The 18,106-nt window shown below is 74.7% G+C and carries 20 protein-coding genes; 18 read left to right on the top strand and 2 right to left on the bottom strand.

Features of this window, described 5'->3' with window-relative positions:
• The first annotated feature begins 87 nt into the window (after window positions 1-87).
• The 9 genes from A4V12_RS15470 to A4V12_RS15430 all read left to right on the top strand — a co-directional run bounded on the left by A4V12_RS15470 (window position 88) and on the right by A4V12_RS15430 (window position 9,039).
• Window positions 88-1,104 carry an ATP-binding cassette domain-containing protein gene (locus tag A4V12_RS15470; RefSeq protein ID WP_064070110.1) on the top strand — a complete coding sequence of 339 codons (1,017 nt, stop codon included), beginning with the start codon at window positions 88-90 and terminating at the stop codon, window positions 1,102-1,104.
• Window positions 1,101-1,913 carry an ABC transporter permease gene (locus A4V12_RS15465; protein ID WP_064069931.1) on the top strand — a complete coding sequence of 271 codons (813 nt, stop codon included), beginning with the start codon at window positions 1,101-1,103 and terminating at the stop codon, window positions 1,911-1,913. The genes A4V12_RS15470 and A4V12_RS15465 overlap by 4 nt, the downstream gene beginning before the upstream one ends.
• A 50-nt stretch (window positions 1,914-1,963) precedes the next feature.
• Window positions 1,964-3,811, top strand: coding sequence for a glutamine--fructose-6-phosphate transaminase (isomerizing) (gene glmS, locus A4V12_RS15460; RefSeq protein ID WP_064069930.1), 1,848 nt, complete (start codon window positions 1,964-1,966; stop codon window positions 3,809-3,811).
• Window positions 3,808-4,176 carry a holo-ACP synthase gene (locus tag A4V12_RS15455; protein ID WP_064069929.1) on the top strand — a complete coding sequence of 123 codons (369 nt, stop codon included), beginning with the start codon at window positions 3,808-3,810 and terminating at the stop codon, window positions 4,174-4,176. Before glmS ends, A4V12_RS15455 begins: the two co-directional genes overlap by 4 nt.
• Before the next feature lie 3 nt (window positions 4,177-4,179).
• Complete coding sequence (locus A4V12_RS15450; protein ID WP_064069928.1) at window positions 4,180-5,604, top strand: bifunctional ADP-dependent NAD(P)H-hydrate dehydratase/NAD(P)H-hydrate epimerase; 1,425 nt, start codon at window positions 4,180-4,182, stop codon at window positions 5,602-5,604.
• An 89-nt stretch (window positions 5,605-5,693) separates the two neighbouring features.
• The gene (gene alr, locus A4V12_RS15445; RefSeq protein WP_064069927.1) at window positions 5,694-6,839 is read left to right on the top strand and encodes an alanine racemase; all 1,146 of its coding nucleotides are present in this window, start codon (window positions 5,694-5,696) and stop codon (window positions 6,837-6,839) included.
• A gap of 23 nt (window positions 6,840-6,862) precedes the next feature.
• Complete coding sequence (locus A4V12_RS15440) at window positions 6,863-8,086, top strand: alpha/beta fold hydrolase (protein ID WP_064069926.1); 1,224 nt, start codon at window positions 6,863-6,865, stop codon at window positions 8,084-8,086.
• Complete coding sequence (gene tsaE, locus A4V12_RS15435; RefSeq protein WP_064069925.1) at window positions 8,058-8,573, top strand: tRNA (adenosine(37)-N6)-threonylcarbamoyltransferase complex ATPase subunit type 1 TsaE; 516 nt, start codon at window positions 8,058-8,060, stop codon at window positions 8,571-8,573. Before A4V12_RS15440 ends, tsaE begins: the two co-directional genes overlap by 29 nt.
• A 232-nt stretch (window positions 8,574-8,805) precedes the next feature.
• Entirely contained in the window at window positions 8,806-9,039 is a 234-nt protein-coding gene (locus A4V12_RS15430; protein ID WP_064069924.1) for a hypothetical protein, read from the top strand.
• A gap of 193 nt (window positions 9,040-9,232) precedes the next feature.
• Here A4V12_RS15430 and A4V12_RS15425 read toward each other — a convergent pair whose 3' ends face one another.
• Window positions 9,233-9,799 (bottom strand): hypothetical protein, encoded by a 567-nt coding sequence (locus A4V12_RS15425; protein ID WP_079137080.1) that lies wholly within the window; start codon window positions 9,797-9,799, stop codon window positions 9,233-9,235.
• Window positions 9,800-9,904: 105 nt separating this feature from the next.
• Between A4V12_RS15425 and tsaB the strand changes: the two genes are divergently transcribed.
• From tsaB to A4V12_RS15390, 7 genes are all read left to right on the top strand, one after another.
• Complete coding sequence (tsaB, locus tag A4V12_RS15420) at window positions 9,905-10,561, top strand: tRNA (adenosine(37)-N6)-threonylcarbamoyltransferase complex dimerization subunit type 1 TsaB (RefSeq protein ID WP_064069922.1); 657 nt, start codon at window positions 9,905-9,907, stop codon at window positions 10,559-10,561.
• Window positions 10,562-10,587: 26 nt separating this feature from the next.
• Window positions 10,588-11,136 (top strand): ribosomal protein S18-alanine N-acetyltransferase, encoded by a 549-nt coding sequence (gene rimI / locus A4V12_RS15415; protein ID WP_064070109.1) that lies wholly within the window; start codon window positions 10,588-10,590, stop codon window positions 11,134-11,136.
• A complete protein-coding gene (gene tsaD, locus A4V12_RS15410) occupies window positions 11,129-12,241 on the top strand; it encodes a tRNA (adenosine(37)-N6)-threonylcarbamoyltransferase complex transferase subunit TsaD (RefSeq protein WP_064069921.1) in 1,113 nt (370 codons plus the stop codon). The genes rimI and tsaD overlap by 8 nt, the downstream gene beginning before the upstream one ends.
• Window positions 12,238-12,495 carry a hypothetical protein gene (locus A4V12_RS15405; protein WP_064069920.1) on the top strand — a complete coding sequence of 86 codons (258 nt, stop codon included), beginning with the start codon at window positions 12,238-12,240 and terminating at the stop codon, window positions 12,493-12,495. The genes tsaD and A4V12_RS15405 overlap by 4 nt, the downstream gene beginning before the upstream one ends.
• Window positions 12,496-12,621: 126 nt before the next feature.
• Window positions 12,622-12,978 carry a YciI family protein gene (locus tag A4V12_RS15400; RefSeq protein WP_064069919.1) on the top strand — a complete coding sequence of 119 codons (357 nt, stop codon included), beginning with the start codon at window positions 12,622-12,624 and terminating at the stop codon, window positions 12,976-12,978.
• Between the two features lie 68 nt (window positions 12,979-13,046).
• A complete protein-coding gene (locus A4V12_RS15395) occupies window positions 13,047-14,285 on the top strand; it encodes an RNA polymerase sigma factor (protein ID WP_064069918.1) in 1,239 nt (412 codons plus the stop codon).
• A gap of 190 nt (window positions 14,286-14,475) precedes the next feature.
• Window positions 14,476-15,123, top strand: a complete 648-nt coding sequence (locus A4V12_RS15390) for a hypothetical protein (protein WP_064069917.1) — start codon at window positions 14,476-14,478, stop codon at window positions 15,121-15,123.
• A 99-nt stretch (window positions 15,124-15,222) separates the two neighbouring features.
• Here the strand turns inward: A4V12_RS15390 and A4V12_RS15385 are convergent, their stop codons facing one another.
• Window positions 15,223-16,407, bottom strand: coding sequence for a class I SAM-dependent methyltransferase (locus A4V12_RS15385; protein ID WP_064069916.1), 1,185 nt, complete (start codon window positions 16,405-16,407; stop codon window positions 15,223-15,225).
• 109 nt (window positions 16,408-16,516) lie between these two features.
• Here A4V12_RS15385 and A4V12_RS15380 point away from each other — a divergent pair, with 109 nt between their 5' ends.
• Window positions 16,517-17,428 carry a polysaccharide deacetylase family protein gene (locus tag A4V12_RS15380; RefSeq protein WP_064069915.1) on the top strand — a complete coding sequence of 304 codons (912 nt, stop codon included), beginning with the start codon at window positions 16,517-16,519 and terminating at the stop codon, window positions 17,426-17,428.
• Between the two features lie 273 nt (window positions 17,429-17,701).
• Complete coding sequence (gene groES, locus A4V12_RS15375; protein WP_010471835.1) at window positions 17,702-18,010, top strand: co-chaperone GroES; 309 nt, start codon at window positions 17,702-17,704, stop codon at window positions 18,008-18,010.
• The last annotated feature ends 96 nt before the right edge of the window (window positions 18,011-18,106 follow it).

Raw genomic sequence — 18,106 nt, 5'->3', positions numbered from 1 at the left:
TCAGTGGCGTGCGTCACAGTTGTGGGGTAGGTGGGCGTCGGCGCTCCGGCGTTCGCGTGGTACGACCCGAGCCGAGGGGACGGTCCCATGACGTACGCGATCCAGGCGGAAGGCCTGGCCAAACGGTTCAAGGAGACGCAGGCGCTGGCCGGTGTGGACCTCGCCGCCCGCACCGGGACGGTGCTGGGGCTGCTGGGGCCGAACGGGGCGGGGAAGACCACGGCCGTCCGGATCTTCGCCACCCTGCTGGCGCCGGACGCGGGCCGGGCCGTGGTCGCGGGGCACGACGTGGTCCGGGAGGCCGGGGTCGTGCGCTCGCTGGTCGGCCTCACCGGGCAGTACGCGGCGGTCGACGAGAACCTGACGGGCACGGAGAACCTGCTGCTGATCGGACGCCTGCTGGGAATGCCGCGGCGGGAGGCCAGGGCCCGGGCGGCGGAGCTGCTGGACCGGTTCCACCTGGCCGACGCGGCGGGCCGCGCGGTGAAGACGTACTCGGGCGGTATGCGGCGCCGGCTGGACCTGGCGGCCAGCCTGGTGGGGCGGCCGCGGATCCTGTTCCTCGACGAGCCGACCACCGGCCTGGACCCGCGCAGCCGGGGCGAGCTGTGGGACATGCTGCGCGGCCTGGTGGCCGAGGGGGTGACCGCCCTGCTGACCACGCAGTACCTGAACGAGGCGGACATGCTCGCCGACGACATCGTGGTGATCGACCGGGGCCGGGTCATCGCCGAGGGCACTCCCGACGAGCTGAAGTCGCAGGTCGGCGGGCAGGTCCTCCAGGTGCGCCCGGTGCGCGCGGACGACCTGGCGGGCGCCCACGCGCTGGTCGCCGAGGCCGCCGGGCACCAGACGCAGATCGAGGGCGACGTGATCACCGCTCCGGTGAACGGCCCGGAGCTGATGCCCGCCGTCGTGCGGCGGCTGGACGGGGCCGGCATCGCGGTGGGCGAGCTGACGCTGCGCCGCTCGTCGCTGGACGAGGTGTTCCTGGCCCTCACCGGGCACCGCGCGGAACCGGGCGACGGTGACGGGGACGGGCGCGGGGGCGGCGACACGGAGCCCGACGACAGCGACATCGACAAGGTGGTGAGTTCGGCATGACCGCCACGACGACGGCCGGCGCGCCCCTGACCGCGGGCGGCCGGGTGCGGTCCGGCGCGGGCCTGCGGCAGACCGCCACGATGGCCTGGCGCAGCCTGGTGGCCGTCAAGCACAACCCGCTGGAGCTCGTCGACTACAGCATCACGCCGATCATGTTCGTGCTCCTCTTCACGTACGTGATGGGCGGGCAGATGGCCGGGTCGCCCGACGCGTACCTGAAGTACGCGCTGCCGGGGATCATCGTCCAGAACACCCTCTTCATGACGATCTACACGGCGATGGCCCTCAACACCGACCTGACGAAGGGCGTCTTCGACCGGCTGAGGAGCCTGCCGATAGCCCGGTCGGCGCCGCTGTTCGGGCGGATCGCCGCCGACCTGGTCAAGCACGTGTGGGCGATCGTCCTGATGATCGCGCTCGGGCTGGCGCTGGGCTTCCGGATCACCGGTGGCCTGGGCGGTTTCCTGTTCGGGGTGCTGCTGGTCATCCTGTTCGCGGCGGCCGTCTCGTGGTGCGCGGTGCTCATCGGGATGCTGGCGGGCGACGCGGAGAAGGTGCAGGCGTTCGGGTTCACGCTGATCTTCCCGATCACGTTCACCAGCAGCGCGTTCGTGGTGGTCGACACGATGCCCGGCTGGCTCCAGGCCTGGGTGAACGTCAACCCGGTGACGCACCTGTCGGACGCCTTCCGCGGCCTGCTCCTGGGCGGCGAGGTCGGCCGGCCGGTGATGTGGTCGCTGGTCTGGGCGGTGGGCATAGCCGCCGTGTTCTACCCGCTGGCCATGCGGGCGTACCGGGCGAAGACCTGACGCGGGGCGGCACGGTGCCGTGACGGGGCGTCGGTCGTAGGCTGCTCGGCATGTGCGGAATCGTGGGTTACGTCGGCGGGCAGTCGGCGCTTGATGTGGTGATCGCGGGCCTCAGGCGGCTCGAGTACCGGGGCTACGACTCGGCCGGCGTCGCGGTGCTCTCCGACGGCTCGATGGCCGCGGCCAAGAAGGCGGGCAAGCTCGTCAACCTGGAGAAGGAGCTGGACGGCCGGCCGCTGCCGACCGGGAGCGCGGGGATCGGGCACACCCGGTGGGCGACGCACGGCGGGCCGACCGACGCCAACGCCCACCCGCACCTCGACAACGCGGGGCGGGTCGCCGTCGTCCACAACGGCATCATCGAGAACTTCGCCCCGCTGCGCGCCGAACTGGCCGAGCGGGGACACACGCTGGAGTCCGAGACGGACACCGAGGTCGTGTCCCACCTGCTGGCCGAGGAGTTCTCCTCCTGCGGCGACCTGGCGGAGGCCATGCGGCTGGTGTGCCGCCGGCTGGAGGGGGCCTTCACCCTCGTCGCGGTGCACGCCGACCAGCCGGACGTGGTCGTGGGCGCCCGGCGCAACTCGCCGCTGGTGGTGGGGGTCGGCGAGGGGGAGGCGTTCCTCGCCTCCGACGTGGCCGCGTTCATCGCCCACACCCGCTCGGCGATCGAACTCGGGCAGGACCAGGTGGTGGAGCTGCGCCGGGACGGGGTGACGGTCACCGACTTCGACGGGGCGCCCGCCGACGTGCGCTCGTACCACGTCGACTGGGACGCCTCGGCCGCCGAGAAGGGGGGCTACGACTACTTCATGCTCAAGGAGATCGCCGAGCAGCCCAAGGCGGTCGCCGACACCCTGCTGGGCCGGATCGACGGCGGCGGCTCGCTGCGGCTGGACGAGCTGCGGATCCCCGACGCCGTCCTGCGCGAGGCGCACAAGGTGGTGATCGTGGCGTGCGGCACGGCCTTCCACGCCGGGCTGATCGCCAAGTACGCCATCGAGCACTGGACCCGCGTCCCGTGCGAGGTGGAGCTGGCGAGCGAGTTCCGCTACCGGGACCCGATCCTGGACCAGCGGACGCTGGTGATCGCCATCTCGCAGTCGGGCGAGACCATGGACACCCTGATGGCGCTGCGCCACGCCCGCGCCCAGGGGGCCCGGGTGCTGGCCGTCTGCAACACCAACGGCTCGACCATCCCGCGCGAGTCGGACGGGGTGCTCTACACGCACGCCGGGCCGGAGGTGGCGGTCGCGTCCACCAAGGCGTTCCTGACGCAGCTCGTGGCCGTGTACCTGCTGGCCCTCTACCTGGGGCAGGTGCGCGGGACGAAGTGGGGCGACGAGATCCGGTCGGTCGTCCGGGACCTGGCCAGGATCGCGGACGACGTCGACCGGGTCCTGGAGACCATGGAGCCGGTGCGGGAACTGGCGCGGTCGCTGGCGGACAAGGACACCGTGCTGTTCCTGGGCCGGCACGTGGGCTACCCGGTCGCCCTGGAGGGCGCGCTCAAGCTCAAGGAGCTGGCGTACATGCACGCCGAGGGCTTCGCCGCCGGTGAGCTGAAGCACGGGCCGATCGCGCTGATCGAGGAGGACCTGCCGGTCGTCGTGGTGGTCCCCTCGCCGCGCGGGCGGTCGGTCCTGCACGACAAGATCGTGTCGAACATCCAGGAGATCCGGGCGCGCGGCGCCCGCACCATCGTGATCGCGGAGGAGGGCGACGAGGCGGTGACGCCCTACGCCGACCACCTGATCCGCATCCCGGCCACGCCGGTGCTGCTCCAGCCGATGGTGTCGACCGTGCCGCTCCAGGTGTTCGCCTGCGAGCTGGCGACGGCCCGGGGCAACGAGGTGGACCAGCCGCGCAACCTGGCGAAGTCGGTCACCGTCGAATGATCATCGGGGTGGGGATCGACGTGGCGGAGATCGACCGGTTCGCCGCGGCGCTGGAGCGTACGCCGCACATGGCGGAGCGGCTGTTCGTGGAGCGGGAGCTGCTGCTGCCGAGCGGGGAGCGGCGCGGGACGGCCTCGCTCGCGGCGCGGTTCGCGGCGAAGGAGGCGCTCGCCAAGGCCCTCGGCGCACCGGCCGGGCTCCAGTGGACGGACGCCGAGGTGTACGTCGAGGACACCGGGCAGCCCCGGCTGCGGGTGCGCGGCACGGTCGCGGCGCGCGCCGCGCAGCTCGGCGTACGGAAGTGGCACGTGTCGCTCAGCCATGACGCGGGGGTGGCGTCGGCGGTGGTGATCGCGGAGGGTTGAGCCATGCGTACCGCTTACCGCGTGGAGACAGTACGGGCCGCCGAGGCCGAGTTGATGGCGAGGCTGCCGGACGGCGCGCTGATGCAGCGGGCGGCCGCGGGGCTGGCGGCCGCGTGCGCCGGGCTCCTCGGCCGCGTCTACGGCGCCCGGGTGGTGCTGCTCGTCGGCAGCGGCGACAACGGCGGTGACGCGCTGTACGCGGGCGCCCGGCTGGCGCGCCGGGGCGCGGGCGTGTCGGCGGTGCTGCTGGGCCCGCGCGCCCACGAGGGCGGGCTGACGGCGCTGCGGGCCGCCGGGGGCCGCGTGGTGGAGGACCCGTCGGCGGCGCCGGAGCGCGCCGACCTGGTGGTGGACGGCATCACCGGGATCGGCGGGCGCGGCGGGCTGCGGCCGGAGGCGGCGCGGGTGGTGCGGGCGGCGCGCGACAGCGGTGCCGTGCTGGTCGCCGTCGACCTGCCGAGCGGCGTGGACGCCGACACGGGGGAGGTCACCGGGGAGGCGGTGCACGCCGACGTCACGGTGACGTTCGGGGCGTACAAGCCGGGCCTGCTGATCGATCCGGGCAGGGAGCGCGCGGGGGCGCTGCGGCTCGTCGGCATCGGGCTCTCCCTGCCGCCGGAGCCGGACGTCGAGGCCCTTCAGCACGCGGACGTGGCGCGGCTGCTGCCCGTCCCGGTGGGGGAGAGCGACAAGTACCGGCGGGGCGTCGTCGGCATCGTCGCCGGCTCGGCGCGCTACCCCGGCGCGGCCGTCCTGGCGGTCACCGGGGCGCTGCGCGGCGGCGCCGGGGCCGTGCGGTACGTGGGGCCGGCCGGCGACGCGGTGCTGGCCCGCCACCCGGAGACCCTGGTGCACGCCGGGCCGCCCGCCAAGGCGGGGCGCGTCCAGGCGTGGGTGATCGGCCCGGGCCTGGGCGACACGCCGGGCGTGGACGACGTCCTCGGCTCGGACGTCCCCGTCCTGGTGGACGCCGACGGGCTGCGGCACCTGGACCCCGCGGCGGTGCGCGCCCGCCCGGCGCCCACGGTCCTCACCCCGCACGCGGGCGAGGCCGCCGCGCTGCTGGGCACCGCCCGCGAGGACGTGGAGTCCCGGCGTCTGGAGGCGGTGCGGGAACTGGCCGGGCGGTACGGCGCGACGGTGCTGCTGAAGGGCTCGACGACGCTGGTCGCCTCGGCCGGCGGTCCGGTGCGCGTCAACCCGACCGGTACGCCCTGGCTGGCCACGGCCGGCAGCGGTGACGTCCTGTCGGGCCTGGCCGGCTCCCTGCTCGCGGCCGGCCTCGCGCCGCGCGACGCCGCGTCGGTCGGCGCCTACCTGCACGGCCTCGCGGCCCGCCGCGCCTCGCGGGACGCCCCGGTCGCGGCCCATGACGTGGCGGACGCGCTCCCGGGAGCCTGGCGGGACGTGCGGGACGTCCGCGGCTGACCTCCCGGTTCCGCCGCGTCGCGCCTGGTCCCCGCCGCGTGGGCGGGGACACGGGGGGAGCGGGGCACGCACCTGAGAGACTGGGCGCGATGAGTGAGACAGCACAGACCCTTCGCGCCCGCGCCGAGATCGACCTCGGCGCGCTGCGCGCCAACGTGCGTGCCCTGCGCGGGCGCGTGGGGACGGACGTTCAGGTCATGGGCGTCGTGAAGGCCGACGCGTACGGGCACGGCGCCGTGCCGTGCGCGAGGGCGGCGCTGGAGGCCGGGGCCACCTGGCTCGGCACCGCCACACCGCACGAGGCCCTCGCGCTGCGGGCGGCCGGCATCGACGCGCCCCTGCTGTGCTGGCTGTGGACGCCCGGCGGCCCCTGGGACGAGGGCATCCTGGCTGACCTGGACATGGGCGTCAGCGGCATGTGGGCCCTGCGGGAGGTCACCGAGGCGGCGCGCCGGACCGCACGGCCCGCGCGCGTGCAGCTCAAGGCGGACACCGGCCTCGGCCGCAACGGCTGCCAGCCCGCCGACTGGCCGCGGCTCGTCGGCGAGGCCCTCGCCGCGCAGGCCCGGGGCCTGGTGAAGGTCACCGGCGTGTGGTCGCACTTCGCGTGCGCCGACGAGCCCGGGCACCCCTCGATCGGCGCCCAGCTGGAGACCTTCCACGAAATGCTGACGTACGCCGAGAAGGAGGGCGTCGACCCCGAGGTGCGCCACATGGCCAACTCCCCGGCCACGCTCACCCTCCCGGAGACGTACTTCGACCTCGTACGGCCGGGGATCGCCATGTACGGCGTCTCGCCGGGCCCCGAGGTCGGCAGCCCGGCCGACTTCGGCCTGCGGCCCGTGATGCGGCTGGTCGGGAGCGTCGCGCTCGTCAAGGACGTACCGCCCGGGCACGGCGTCAGCTACGGCCACCACTACGTCACCGAGGGGCCCACCACCCTCGGTCTGGTCCCCCTGGGGTACGCCGACGGCGTCCCGCGCCACGCGTCCGGCCGCGGCCCGGTCCTCGTCGGCGGCAAGGTGCGGACGGTCGCCGGACGGGTCGCCATGGACCAGTTCGTCGTCGACCTCGGGGGAGACGTCGTCGAACCGGGTGCACAAGCGGTGCTGTTCGGGGCAGGCGATCACGGTGAGCCGACCGCCGAGGACTGGGCGCGGGCCGCGGACACGATCGCGTACGAGATCGTGACGCGCATCGGTTCGCGGGTACCACGCGTCTACCTGAACGAGTAGCGGGAGCCTGGAGGAGCGCCGTAGTGAGTGAGACCAGTTCGGTGGAGGCGGCGGAAGCGCTGTCCGCCGCGGCCGGCAATTGGCGCCGGGCCGGGTTCGCCGGTGCGGCGATAGGGGTGGTCGCGGCGGGCGCGGCGGCCGGTGTCGCCATCGAGCGGCTCACCGTCGGGCGCGGCATGCGCCGCAAGGCGCGCCTCGCGCTGGACGCCGCGGGTCCGTACGGCGCGCTGCGCGGCACGCCCGGCAGGGCCGCGGCCGACGACGGCACCGAGCTGTACTACGAGGTCGACGAGGTGGAGGCGGACGCCGCCGCGCCGCCGCGCCGCCGCCGGCTCTTCGGTCGCCGGACCCCCGGCCCCGTCACCGTCGTGTTCAGCCACGGCTACTGCCTCAACCAGGACTCCTGGCACTTCCAGCGCGCCGCCCTGCGCGGGCTGGTCCGGACGGTCCACTGGGACCAGCGCAGCCACGGCCGTTCCGGGCGGGGCGCGGCGCAGCAGGGCCCGAACCGGGTGCCGGTCTCCATCGACCAGCTCGGCCGCGACCTGAAGGCGGTCATCGACGCCGCCGCCCCCGAGGGGCCCCTGGTGCTGGTGGGGCACTCGATGGGCGGGATGACGGTGATGGCGCTGGCCGAGCAGTACCCCGAGCTGATCCGGGAGCGGGTCGTGGGCGTCGCCTTCGTCGGCACGTCCTGCGGCAACCTCGGCGAGGTCAACTACGGGCTGCCGGTCGCGGGCGTCAACGCCGTGCGCCGGGTGCTCCCGAGCGTGCTGCGCGCGCTGGGCTCGCAGGCGGAGCTGGTGGAGCGTGGCCGGCAGGCGACCGCCGATCTGTTCGCCGGGCTCATCAAGCGCTACTCCTTCTCGTCGAGGGACGTCGACCCCGCGGTCGCCCGGTTCGCGGAGCGGATGATCGAGGGGACGCCCATCGACGTGGTCGCCGAGTTCTACCCGGCGTTCACCGAGCACGACAAGGCCGAGGCGCTGACCGTCTTCGCCGAGGTGCCGGCGCTGGCGCTCGCCGGCGACCAGGACCTGGTGACGCCCAGTTCGCACACCGAGGCCATCGCCGACCTGCTCCCCGACGCCGAGCTGGTCATCGTCCCCGACGGCGGGCACCTGGTGATGCTGGAGCACCCCGAGGCGGTCACCGACCGGCTCGCGGACCTGCTGGTACGGGTCGGGGCCGTGTCGGCAGCGACTAACGTTGGCACGTATGGAAGCACCGCACAGCCCGGCCCCTGAGGGGGCCACGGCCACCGCCCGACTCACCCTCCACGCCCCCGAGCAGACGCAGGAACTGGGCCGTACGCTCGCCAAGCTGCTGCGCCCCGGCGACCTCGTGATGCTGACCGGCGAACTCGGCGCCGGCAAGACGACCCTGACGCGCGGCCTCGGCGAGGGGCTGGGGGTGCGCGGCGCGGTGACGTCCCCGACGTTCGTCATCGCGCGCGTCCACCCCTCCCTGGTGGGCGGCCCCGCGCTCGTCCACGTCGACGCCTACCGCCTGGGCGGCGGTCTCGACGAGATGGAGGACCTCGACCTCGACGTCTCGCTGCCCGAGTCGGTGGTGGTCGTGGAGTGGGGCGAGGGCAAGGTCGAGGACCTCACCGAGGACCGGCTGCACGTCGTGATCCACCGGGTCGTCGGCTCCACGGACGACGAGCGGCGGGTCGTGACGCTGACGGGGTACGGGACGCGCTGGGCCGGCGTGGACCTGGCGCTGGGATGACGCGGCCGGGGCCGTGCCGGGCGGGTCCGTAGCCCGGCCGGCGCGGTCCCGGGCGCGGTCCGGGGCGGTCCGGGCACGGTCGAGGAGCGGTCCGGGGCCGGTCCGGGGGCCGTACTTTCCGACAAGACGTCGGCATGATGTTGCGCCGTACCTCCGAGGCGTGGTCACATGGGTACCAGGACCTGGTTAGGTCTACCTAACCGCGCCTGCCCAGCAGCCCGAGGAGGCGACCATGCCGACGTCGAAGCAGGATGTGTCGATGCGCGATCTGCTGGCGTCGTGCGCGGCGGCGAACGCCGTCTCCACGCCGCCCCGGGCGACCGCGGCCGGCGACCGGACCGGCACGGACGAGGGCACGACCCCGGCGTCCGGCCCCGGCGCCCGCGTCCACGACGTCCCGCACGCCGGCGCCACCGCCCCGGACGATGCGGCTCATGCCGCCGAGGAGCGCCGCAGGGCCGCCTGAACCGCCGTCGAGCCGTGGGGCGCGGCGGGGACGCGGGGGCGTGCGGCGGAAACCGTGCGATGCCGTACGCGCCGTGCGCGCCGCGCGAAGTGGCTGACGGACCGCGACCGCGCCGTCGTCGGACGCCGGTTCCGCGGAACAGGAGCCGGACCAGGACCGGGCCGGTGGTGCCGGCGGCACCGCCCCGTCGTCGTCAGGGAACGACGACGACCTTGGAGCTGACCGTCGCGAACGTCCACATGGCGTCGCCGTCGGCCCGCTTCATCCGGATGCCGCCCGTCCGGCGCGACGGGTCCGGGGTGGGCAGCGAGCCGTCCACGGCCGCGCTGAAGCCGACGGTCACGCCGTCGACCGTCGCGAACCGCACGACGTGCTCGATCCGCACACCGTCGGAGCCGGCCACGCTGCCCGACCTGGAGGTCACCGCGTACGTCCCGGGAGCCGGGCCGACCGTGCTCGGCACCACCGCGAACGTCCGCGTCACCGTGTCCTTCGCGCCCACCAGCCACACCCGGCGCTCACCGAGCGAGTACACCACCCGCACGCCCGAGCCCGACTGCTTCGGCAGCGCCTGCGCGGGGTCGGCCGGCTTCTTCGGGCCGGCGCCCGGCGCGGGGGCCGACGGCGAGGCGGCCGGCGCGGGAGACGCGGCCGACAGGTCGGCGGGGACGTTGGCCGACGCCTGGTAGGCGAGGAAGCCGACCGCGGCCAGAGCCGCCGCGGTGAGCCCGGCCACGAATCCCGAGCTGCTCCTTGCCACGTTGCTGCCCACCTCTCCCACGTACGTATGCGGTGTGACCGTAGCAGGATCGGGCCCGCGACCCGGGGCTCCATGGCCGCCGCCACGGAGCCGTAGGCTGTTTGCGTGCTCTTGCTCGCCATGGATACCGCCACCCCCGCCGTCACCGTCGCCCTCCACGACGGCGACTCCGTCGTCGCCACGTCCACGCAGGTCGACGCGCGCCGCCACGGGGAACTGCTGCTGCCCGCCGTCCACCGGGTGCTCCGGGACGCCGGGCTGAGGCTCGACGCCGTGACCGGCATCGTCGTCGGCGTCGGCCCCGGCCCGTACACCGGGCTGCGGGTGGGCCTCGTGACCGCCGCGACCTTCGCCTCGGCGCTGGGCGGCGTCCCGGTGCACGGGCTGTGCACGCTGGACGGGCTCGCCTACGCCTCCGGCCTGGAGGAGCCCTTCGTCGTCGCGACCGACGCCCGCCGCAAGGAGGTCTACTGGGCGCGCTACGACGACAGCCGCACCCGCGTGACCGAGCCCGCCGTCGACCGGCCCGCCGACGTCGCCGAGCGGGTCGCCGGCCTCCCGGCGGTCGGCGCGGGCGCGCGGCTGTACGGCGAGGTGTTCCCGGACGCGCGGGACCCCGAGCACCAGTCGGCGGCCGCGCTCGCGGGCCTGGCGGCCGAGCTGCTGAAGGCCGGCGAGCCGTTCCTGGAGCCCCGCCCGCTGTACCTGCGGCGCCCCGACGCCCAGGTGCCGAAGAACTACAAGGTGGTCACCCCGAAGTGACCGGAGTGAGCGCGGTCCTGCGCGAGATGCGCTGGTGGGACATCGCGCCGGTGCTGGAGCTGGAACGGGAGCTGTTCCCCGACGACGCCTGGTCGGAGGGCATGTTCTGGTCCGAGCTGGCCCACGCGCGCGGCCCGCGCGCCACCCGGCGCTACGTCGTGGCCGAGGCCGGCGACCGTCTGGTGGGGTACGCCGGGCTCGCCGCGGCCGGCGGGCTCGGCGACGTTCAGACGATCGCCGTCGCCCGGGACCAGTGGGGCACCGGACTCGGCGCCAGGCTGCTGACCGACCTGCTCCAGCACGCCACCGCCTTCGAGTGCGACGAGGTCCTGCTGGAGGTGCGGGTGGACAACACCCGTGCCCAGAAGCTGTACGAGCGCTTCGGCTTCGAGCCGATCGGCTTCCGGCGCGGCTACTACCAGCCCGGCAACATCGACGCGCTCGTCATGCGCCTGCGCGCGCAGGACGCACCCGACGCCCCCCGCACGCCCCACGCACTCGACGCGCAGGACGCCCCTGACGCGCGAGACGCCCCCGACGCACCTGACGTACAAGGAACTGAGAGTCATGGCTGACGAACCCCTCGTCCTCGGCATCGAGACCTCCTGCGACGAGACCGGCGTCGGCATCGTCCGCGGTACGACCCTGCTCGCGGACGCGGTCGCGTCGAGCGTGGACACGCACGCCCGGTACGGCGGCGTCGTCCCCGAGATCGCCTCCCGCGCGCACCTGGAGGCGATGGTTCCGACCATCGAACGCGCTCTGAAGCAGGCCGGCGTCTCCGCCCGCGACCTGGACGGCGTCGCGGTCACCGCCGGCCCCGGCCTGGCGGGCGCGCTCCTGGTGGGCGTGTCGGCGGCCAAGGCGTACGCGTTCGCGCTCGACAAGCCCCTGTACGGCGTGAACCACCTGGCCTCGCACATTTGCGTCGACCAGCTGGAGCACGGTCCGCTGCCCGAGCCGACGATGGCGCTGCTGGTCTCCGGCGGCCACTCGTCGCTGCTGCTGGCCCCCGACATCACGTCGGACGTCCGGCCCATGGGCGCGACGATCGACGACGCGGCGGGCGAGGCGTTCGACAAGATCGCCCGCGTGCTGGACCTGGGCTTCCCGGGCGGGCCGGTGATCGACCGGCTGGCGAAGGAGGGCGACCCGTCCGCGATCGCGTTCCCGCGCGGCCTGAGCGGCCCCCGGGACCCCGCGTACGACTTCTCCTTCTCGGGCCTGAAGACGGCCGTGGCCCGCTGGATCGAGGCGAAGCGCGCGGCCGGCGAGGACGTGCCGGTACGGGACGTGGCGGCGTCCTTCCAGGAGGCGGTCGTCGACGTGCTGACCCGCAAGGCGGTGCGTGCCTGCAAGGACGAGGGCGTCGACCACCTGATGATCGGCGGCGGCGTGGCCGCCAACTCGCGGCTGCGGGCCCTGGCCGAGGAGCGGTGCGAGCGCGCCGGCATCCGGCTGCGGGTGCCCCGGCCGGGGCTGTGCACCGACAACGGCGCGATGGTCGCGGCCCTCGGCGCCGAGATGGTGGCCCGCAACCGGCCGGCCTCGGACCTGGAGCTGTCGGCGGACTCGTCCCTCCCGGTCACCGACCCGCACGTGCCGGGGAACCACGGCCACGGCCACGGCCACGACCACGACCACGTCCACGAGATCAGCAAGGACAACCTGTACTCATGACCGTGGTGACCCTGATGTGGGAGGCCCGCGCGGCGGACGGCCGCGGCGCGGAGCTCCTGGAGTGGGCCCGCGCGCGGGAGCTGCCCGGTCACCCGGTGCGCCGCGAGACCTTCACGGCCCCCGGCGACCGGGTGCTCGTCCTCACCTGGTGGGACGCCGCCCTCGACGCGGACCTCCCCGAACTCCCGGAACCGGCAGCCGACCTGGTGACCCGCCCGGTGCACCGCTGGCGCTTCGAGTCGCACGGGACGTGAGCCGGCCGGCCCCGCGGAGAAGTCCCGGAATCTTTTTCGCGCCGGGTGTCGATCCGGCCGCCGCCCGTTCGACGTAAGGGTGAGAGGCGGGGAACGGCCCCGCCCCACGCACCCGAGGAGACGGCCGTGCCGCGCTTCCTGACCATGATCCGCATCGACGAGAACAACGCCCCCGCCGAGGGCCCGAGCCCCGAGCTCCAGGAGCGGATGGGCAAGCTCCTGGAGGAGATCACCAAGGCCGGGGTCATGCTGGAGACCGCCGGGCTGCTGCCCAGCTCCGAAGGCACCCGCGTCACCTGGTCCGGCGGGCGGATGTCGGTCACCGACGGGCCCTTCACCGAGACGAAGGAGGTCGTCGGCGGCTACTCGATCTCCCAGTGCAAGGACAAGGCCGAGGCCGTCGAGTGGGCCAGGCGGTTCCTCGCGACCCACGAGGACCACTGGACCATCACCGCCGAGGTGCGGGAGATCGCCGAGGGCTGACGCACGCGCGCGGGCACCGGCGCGGACCGGCCGGTGGGGCACCGGCCGGTACGGCACCATGGGGAGGCGTGAGCGCACCCCACGCCGTGGAGACGGTGTTCAGGATCGAGTCGGCGCGGATCATCGCGGCCGTCGCCAGGATCGTCCGCGACGTGGGCATCGCGGAGGAGCTGGCGCAGGACGCCCTGGTCGCCGCCCTGGAGCAGTGGCCGGAGTCGGGCGTCCCGGACAGGCCGGGAGCCTGGCTCATGGCCACGGCCAGGAACCGCGCCGTCGACCTCGTACGCCGCCGGGAGACATACGCGCGCAAGCTCGCCGAGGTCGGGCGCGACCTGGAGACCGCGTACGAACCGGAGCCGGCCGAGCCGGACGACATCGACGACGACCTGCTGAGGCTGGTCTTCACCGCCTGCCACCCGGTGCTCTCCGCCGACGGGCGCGTGGCGCTCACGCTGCGGCTGCTGGGCGGCCTGACCACGGAGGAGATCGCCCGGGCCTTCCTGGTGCCCGAGGCGACGGTCGCGCAGCGGATCGTCCGGGCGAAACGGTCCCTCGCCCGGGCGGGCGTGCCCTTCGAGGTGCCCGGCGGCCGGGACCGGGCGGCGCGCCTGGCCTCCGTGCTGGAGGTCATCTACCTGATCTTCAACGAGGGGTACGCGGCGACCGCCGGCGACCACTGGCTGCGCCCGGGCCTGTGCGAGGACGCGCTGCGGCTGGCCCGCGTGCTGGCCGGACTGATGCCCGGCGAACCGGAGGTGCACGGGCTCGCCGCGCTGTTGGAGCTCCAGGCCTCGCGGACGGCGGCGCGCACCGGGCCGGACGGCGAGCCGGTGCTGCTGGCCGACCAGAACCGGAGGCGCTGGGACCGGCGGCTGATCCGGCGGGGCTTCGCGTCGCTGGAGCGGGCGGGGACGGGACCGTACGCCCTCCAGGCGGCGATCGCGGCCTGCCACGCCCGGGCACCGCGGTACGAGGAGACCGACTGGGCGACCATCGCCGTCCTGTACGGGCGGCTGGCCGCCGTCGCCCCCTCCCCGGTGGTGGAGCTCAACCGCGCGGTGGCCGTCTCGATGGCCGACGGTCCGGCGGCGGGGCTGGTGATCGTGGACGCCCTGGCCGCTGAACCGGCCCTGAAGGACTACCACTTGCTGCCGAGCGTACGGGGTGACCTGCTGGCCCGGCTGGGGCGTGACGACGAGGCACGGGCGGAGCTGGAGCGGGCCGCCTCGCTGGCGCGCAACGCCCGGGAGAGGGCCCTGCTGCTCGCCAGGGCGGGGGAGCTAGCCTCGGACGGTGCCCGGTCCTGAACCACTGCCCGCGTCCCCGTCACCAGATTTCCCGTCATCGGACTTCCCGTCACAGGCGTCTCCGTCACAGGCGTCCCCGTCACCGGACTCCCCGTCACCCGGCTTCCCGTCACCGGACTTCCCGTCACCGGCGTCCCCGTCACCAGACGTCCCGTCACCGGCCTTCCCGTCGGCCGCGTTCGCTCCGCCCGTGACCCCGTTCCCGGCCGCGGCGCCCGGGGCGGCGGACGTGCCGCCGCCTCCGCCGCCCGCGCATCTGCGCACCTGGCCCGACCGCGCCGCGCTGCTCGCCGACCGCGCGGCGGCGATCGGCGGGCTGAACCGGCGGCTGCTGGGCGGCAGGCGGCTCGCGCTCTTCCTCCTGACGCTGCTGGGGCTGGAGTGCGGCTGGGGCTTCACCGGCGCGGCGATCGTCTCGCTCGGCGGGCCGTCGGACCCGTTGACGGGCCTGCTGGCCGCCCTCGCGGCCTGCCTGGGCCTGGCCGTCGTCGTGCCCCTCGCCGTCCTGGTCGTCGCGGGGCTCCGCCGGGACCGCGCGCTGCGGGCGCGGCTGCTCGCGTGGGCGGCCCTCGACCCCGCCCCCGTCCGGGGCGCGGACGTGCGGATGCCGGGGGCGAGCGTGACGTGGCTGCTGCTGTCGTTCGCGCTGTGCGCGGCCGGGCTGGGGCTCTCGCTGGTGGTCCCCGCCTCGGCGCGCCCCGGTGCCACCACCTACGCGGAGGTCGCTCTCGCCATGGGCGCCGGCCTGCTCCTGTGGGTGCACGGCCTGATCGCCGCGGCCAAGGCGTTCGGCCACCGCCGCCTGGTCCTGCGCCTGGCGGCCCCGCCACGGGGCTGACCGGCCGCCCACGGGGCCGTACGCCGGCTCCCGGCGCCGACGGGCCCGTGCCCGGGACCGGGCCCGTGCCGGGGCAGGCGGTCGTGAGGCGACCGGCGGTCAGGCGGCGGCGGGCCGGCCGAGCAGCATGACCGGGGCGCCCGCCACGCGGGTCAGGAACACCGTGGCCGCGTGCGGGCCCTTCGGCTTGAGCTTGCGGCGCAGCTCCTCCGGCTCTACCGCCGAGCCGCGCTTCTTCACCGTCAGGGTGCCCACCTCGCGCTCGCGCAGCAGGGCCTTCAGCTTCTTGAGGTTGAAGGGCAGCACGTCGGTGATCTCGTAGGCGGTGGCGTACGGGGTGGGGCGCAGCTCGTCCGCCGTGATGTACGCGATCGTCCCGTCGATCAGGCCGCCGCCCAGGTCCTCGGCGACCTCCGCGACCAGGTGCGCGCGGATCACGGCGCCGTCCGGCTCGTACAGCCAGCGCCCGACGGGGCGGACCTCCGGGTCCGGCAGCCCCCGGCCGGTGAGGGCGTGCCCGCCGGGCAGGAGGGTCGCGGTGACCGTCCCGGGGCGGGTGCCGAACCACAGCACGGCCTCCTTCACGTCGCCGCCGTCCGAGACCCACTCGGCCGCGGCCTCCGGCGGCACCGTCTCGTGCGGGATTCCCGGGGCGATCTTCAGTGCCGCGTGCGGCGCCCGGCGGGCCGCGTCGACGGCCCAGGACAGGGGCGGGGAGTACGCCTCCGGGTCGAAGATCCGGCCCCGGCCGCCGCGCCGTGCCGGGTCGACGAAGACGGCGTCGTACCCGGAGGTGTCCACCCCGGTCACGTCCGCGCAGCGCACCTCGATCAGGTCGGCGAGCCCCAGCGCGGCGGCGTTGGCACGGGCGGCCTCGGCGGTCAGCGGGTCGCGGTCGACCGCGAGGACCCGGATGCCGGCGCGGGCCAGCGCGATCGCGTCGCCGCCGACGCCGCTGCACAGGTCCGCGACGCTGCGCACGCCGAGCCGGGCGAATACGGCGGCGCGGTGCTCGGCGACCGTCCTGCGCGTGGACTGCTCGACGCCGCCGGGCGTGAAGTACATGCGGTGCGCGTCCTGCTCCCCGAACTTGGCCACCGCCCGCTGCCGCAGCCGCGCCTGCCCGAGCGCCGCCGTGACCAGCTCGGCCGGGTGCTCGCGGCGCAGCCGGGAGGCGACCGCCAGCTCCTGGGCGGGGCTGTAGTCGCGCAGGGCGGCGAGCAGGGTCTGGCCCTCATCGGTGAGGAGCGCGGAGAAGGCGGCGAGATCGGTCACCCGGCCCATTGTGGGCCAGGCGGGGGATGGTGCGCGCCGGGCGGCGGTGTCGGCCGGTGGCCCGGGCGGCGCGCTGACAGGATGCGGCGCCATGCAGCTAGTACGACAAAAAGGTCGAATGGTAAGTAAGCGGTCGCGGGCCCTGCTCGCCGCGCTGCTGGTCGCGGCGCTCGGATCCGCCTGCGCGGCGGAGACCGGGGCCGGCGGGGCGGCCGCCGGTCGGGCCGGACCCGCGGCGGGCCGGCAGCCCCAGCGGCCCCCCGGCGCGGCCGACGCCCTCACCGCGTACGTGGAGCGGGTCCAGAAGGCCCAGGCCGCCCGCGCCCTCGCCGCCCGCAAGTGGGGCCTGCGGGCCACGCCCCTGGCCGCGCCACCGCCCCCGGCGGCGGCCGAGAAGCCGCACATCACCTTCCGCAAGGGCTTCGGCGTCGGCGACCCGGCCCTCCCGCCCGTCTTCACCACCGTCCCGACCAAGGAGCGGATCGTCTTCCTGACGATCGACGACGGCGCCGAGAAGGACCCGCGCCTGCTGGAGATGATGGACGAGCTGGACGTCCCCTACAGCGCCTTCCTCAGCGACTACCTGGTCAAGGAGGACTACGGCTACTTCGCGCGGATGCGGGACCGGGGCGTCGCCCTGCACAACCACACCCTCAACCACCGCTACATGCCCGCCCTCTCCTACGCGGAGCAGAAGCGGGAGATCTGCGGGCAGCAGGACGTCATCGAGAAGCGGTACGGCAAGCGGCCCCCGCTCTTCCGTCCGCCCTACGGCAACTACAACGCCGACACCCTGCGCGCCGCCCGGTCCTGCGGCGTCCGGGCCGTACCCCTGTGGGCGGCCGAGGCGTTCCCCGACCACATGGAGTGGCGGGAGTGGGACCGGGACCTGCACCCCGGCGACATCATCCTGACGCACTTCCGCGGCCGGGAGGACTGGAACGGCACCATGCCGGACATGATCAGGCAGGTGATGGACGTCGTCACGGCCAAGGGCTACGCCGTGGCGAGGCTGGAGGACTACGTCTGAGCCGCGCCGAGAGGTGCCCGCGGGCGCGTTCGAGGGTTGTGCGCGGGGCGCGTCCGCGAGGGGTCCGCAGGGGCCCGGGACGCCACGACCGGGCGGTGAATTGGCACTCCGCTTGACCGAGTGCTAATCGCGGTCATAGTCTCGGCCCTGGCACTCCCCACTGGAGAGTGCCAACACAGCGACGGGCAGGTCCGGCACCCGCGACGACGGATCCACCTGGTCGCCACCTCAGACAGTTAACCCCGTGAGATCTCCGAAGGGGGAGGTCGGATCGTGACGACCACCAGCTCCAAGGTTGCCATCAAGCCGCTCGAGGACCGCATCGTGGTCCAGCCGCTCGACGCCGAGCAGACCACCGCCTCTGGCCTGGTCATCCCGGACACCGCCAAGGAGAAGCCCCAGGAGGGCGTCGTCCTGGCCGTTGGCCCGGGCCGCTTCGAGAACGGCGAGCGCCTGCCGCTCGACGTCAAGACCGGCGACATCGTGCTGTACAGCAAGTACGGCGGCACCGAGGTGAAGTACAGCGGCGAGGAGTACCTCGTCCTCTCGGCTCGCGACGTGCTCGCGATCGTCGAGAAGTAAGTCACCCGAGCAAGATTGCTTTTGAGCTGCGCCCCTGGCCCCCGCTGATGACACATTGCCGGGCGGCGAGGGGCGCGGTTCGTCAACCAGAGTTTT

The sequence above is a fragment of the Streptomyces noursei genome (assembly GCF_001646665.1).
Classification (GTDB): Bacteria; Actinomycetota; Actinomycetes; order Streptomycetales; family Streptomycetaceae; genus Streptomyces; species Streptomyces lavendulocolor.
Note: the sequence above shows the minus strand (reverse complement) of the source record. Positions and strands in the feature narration are given on the sequence as shown.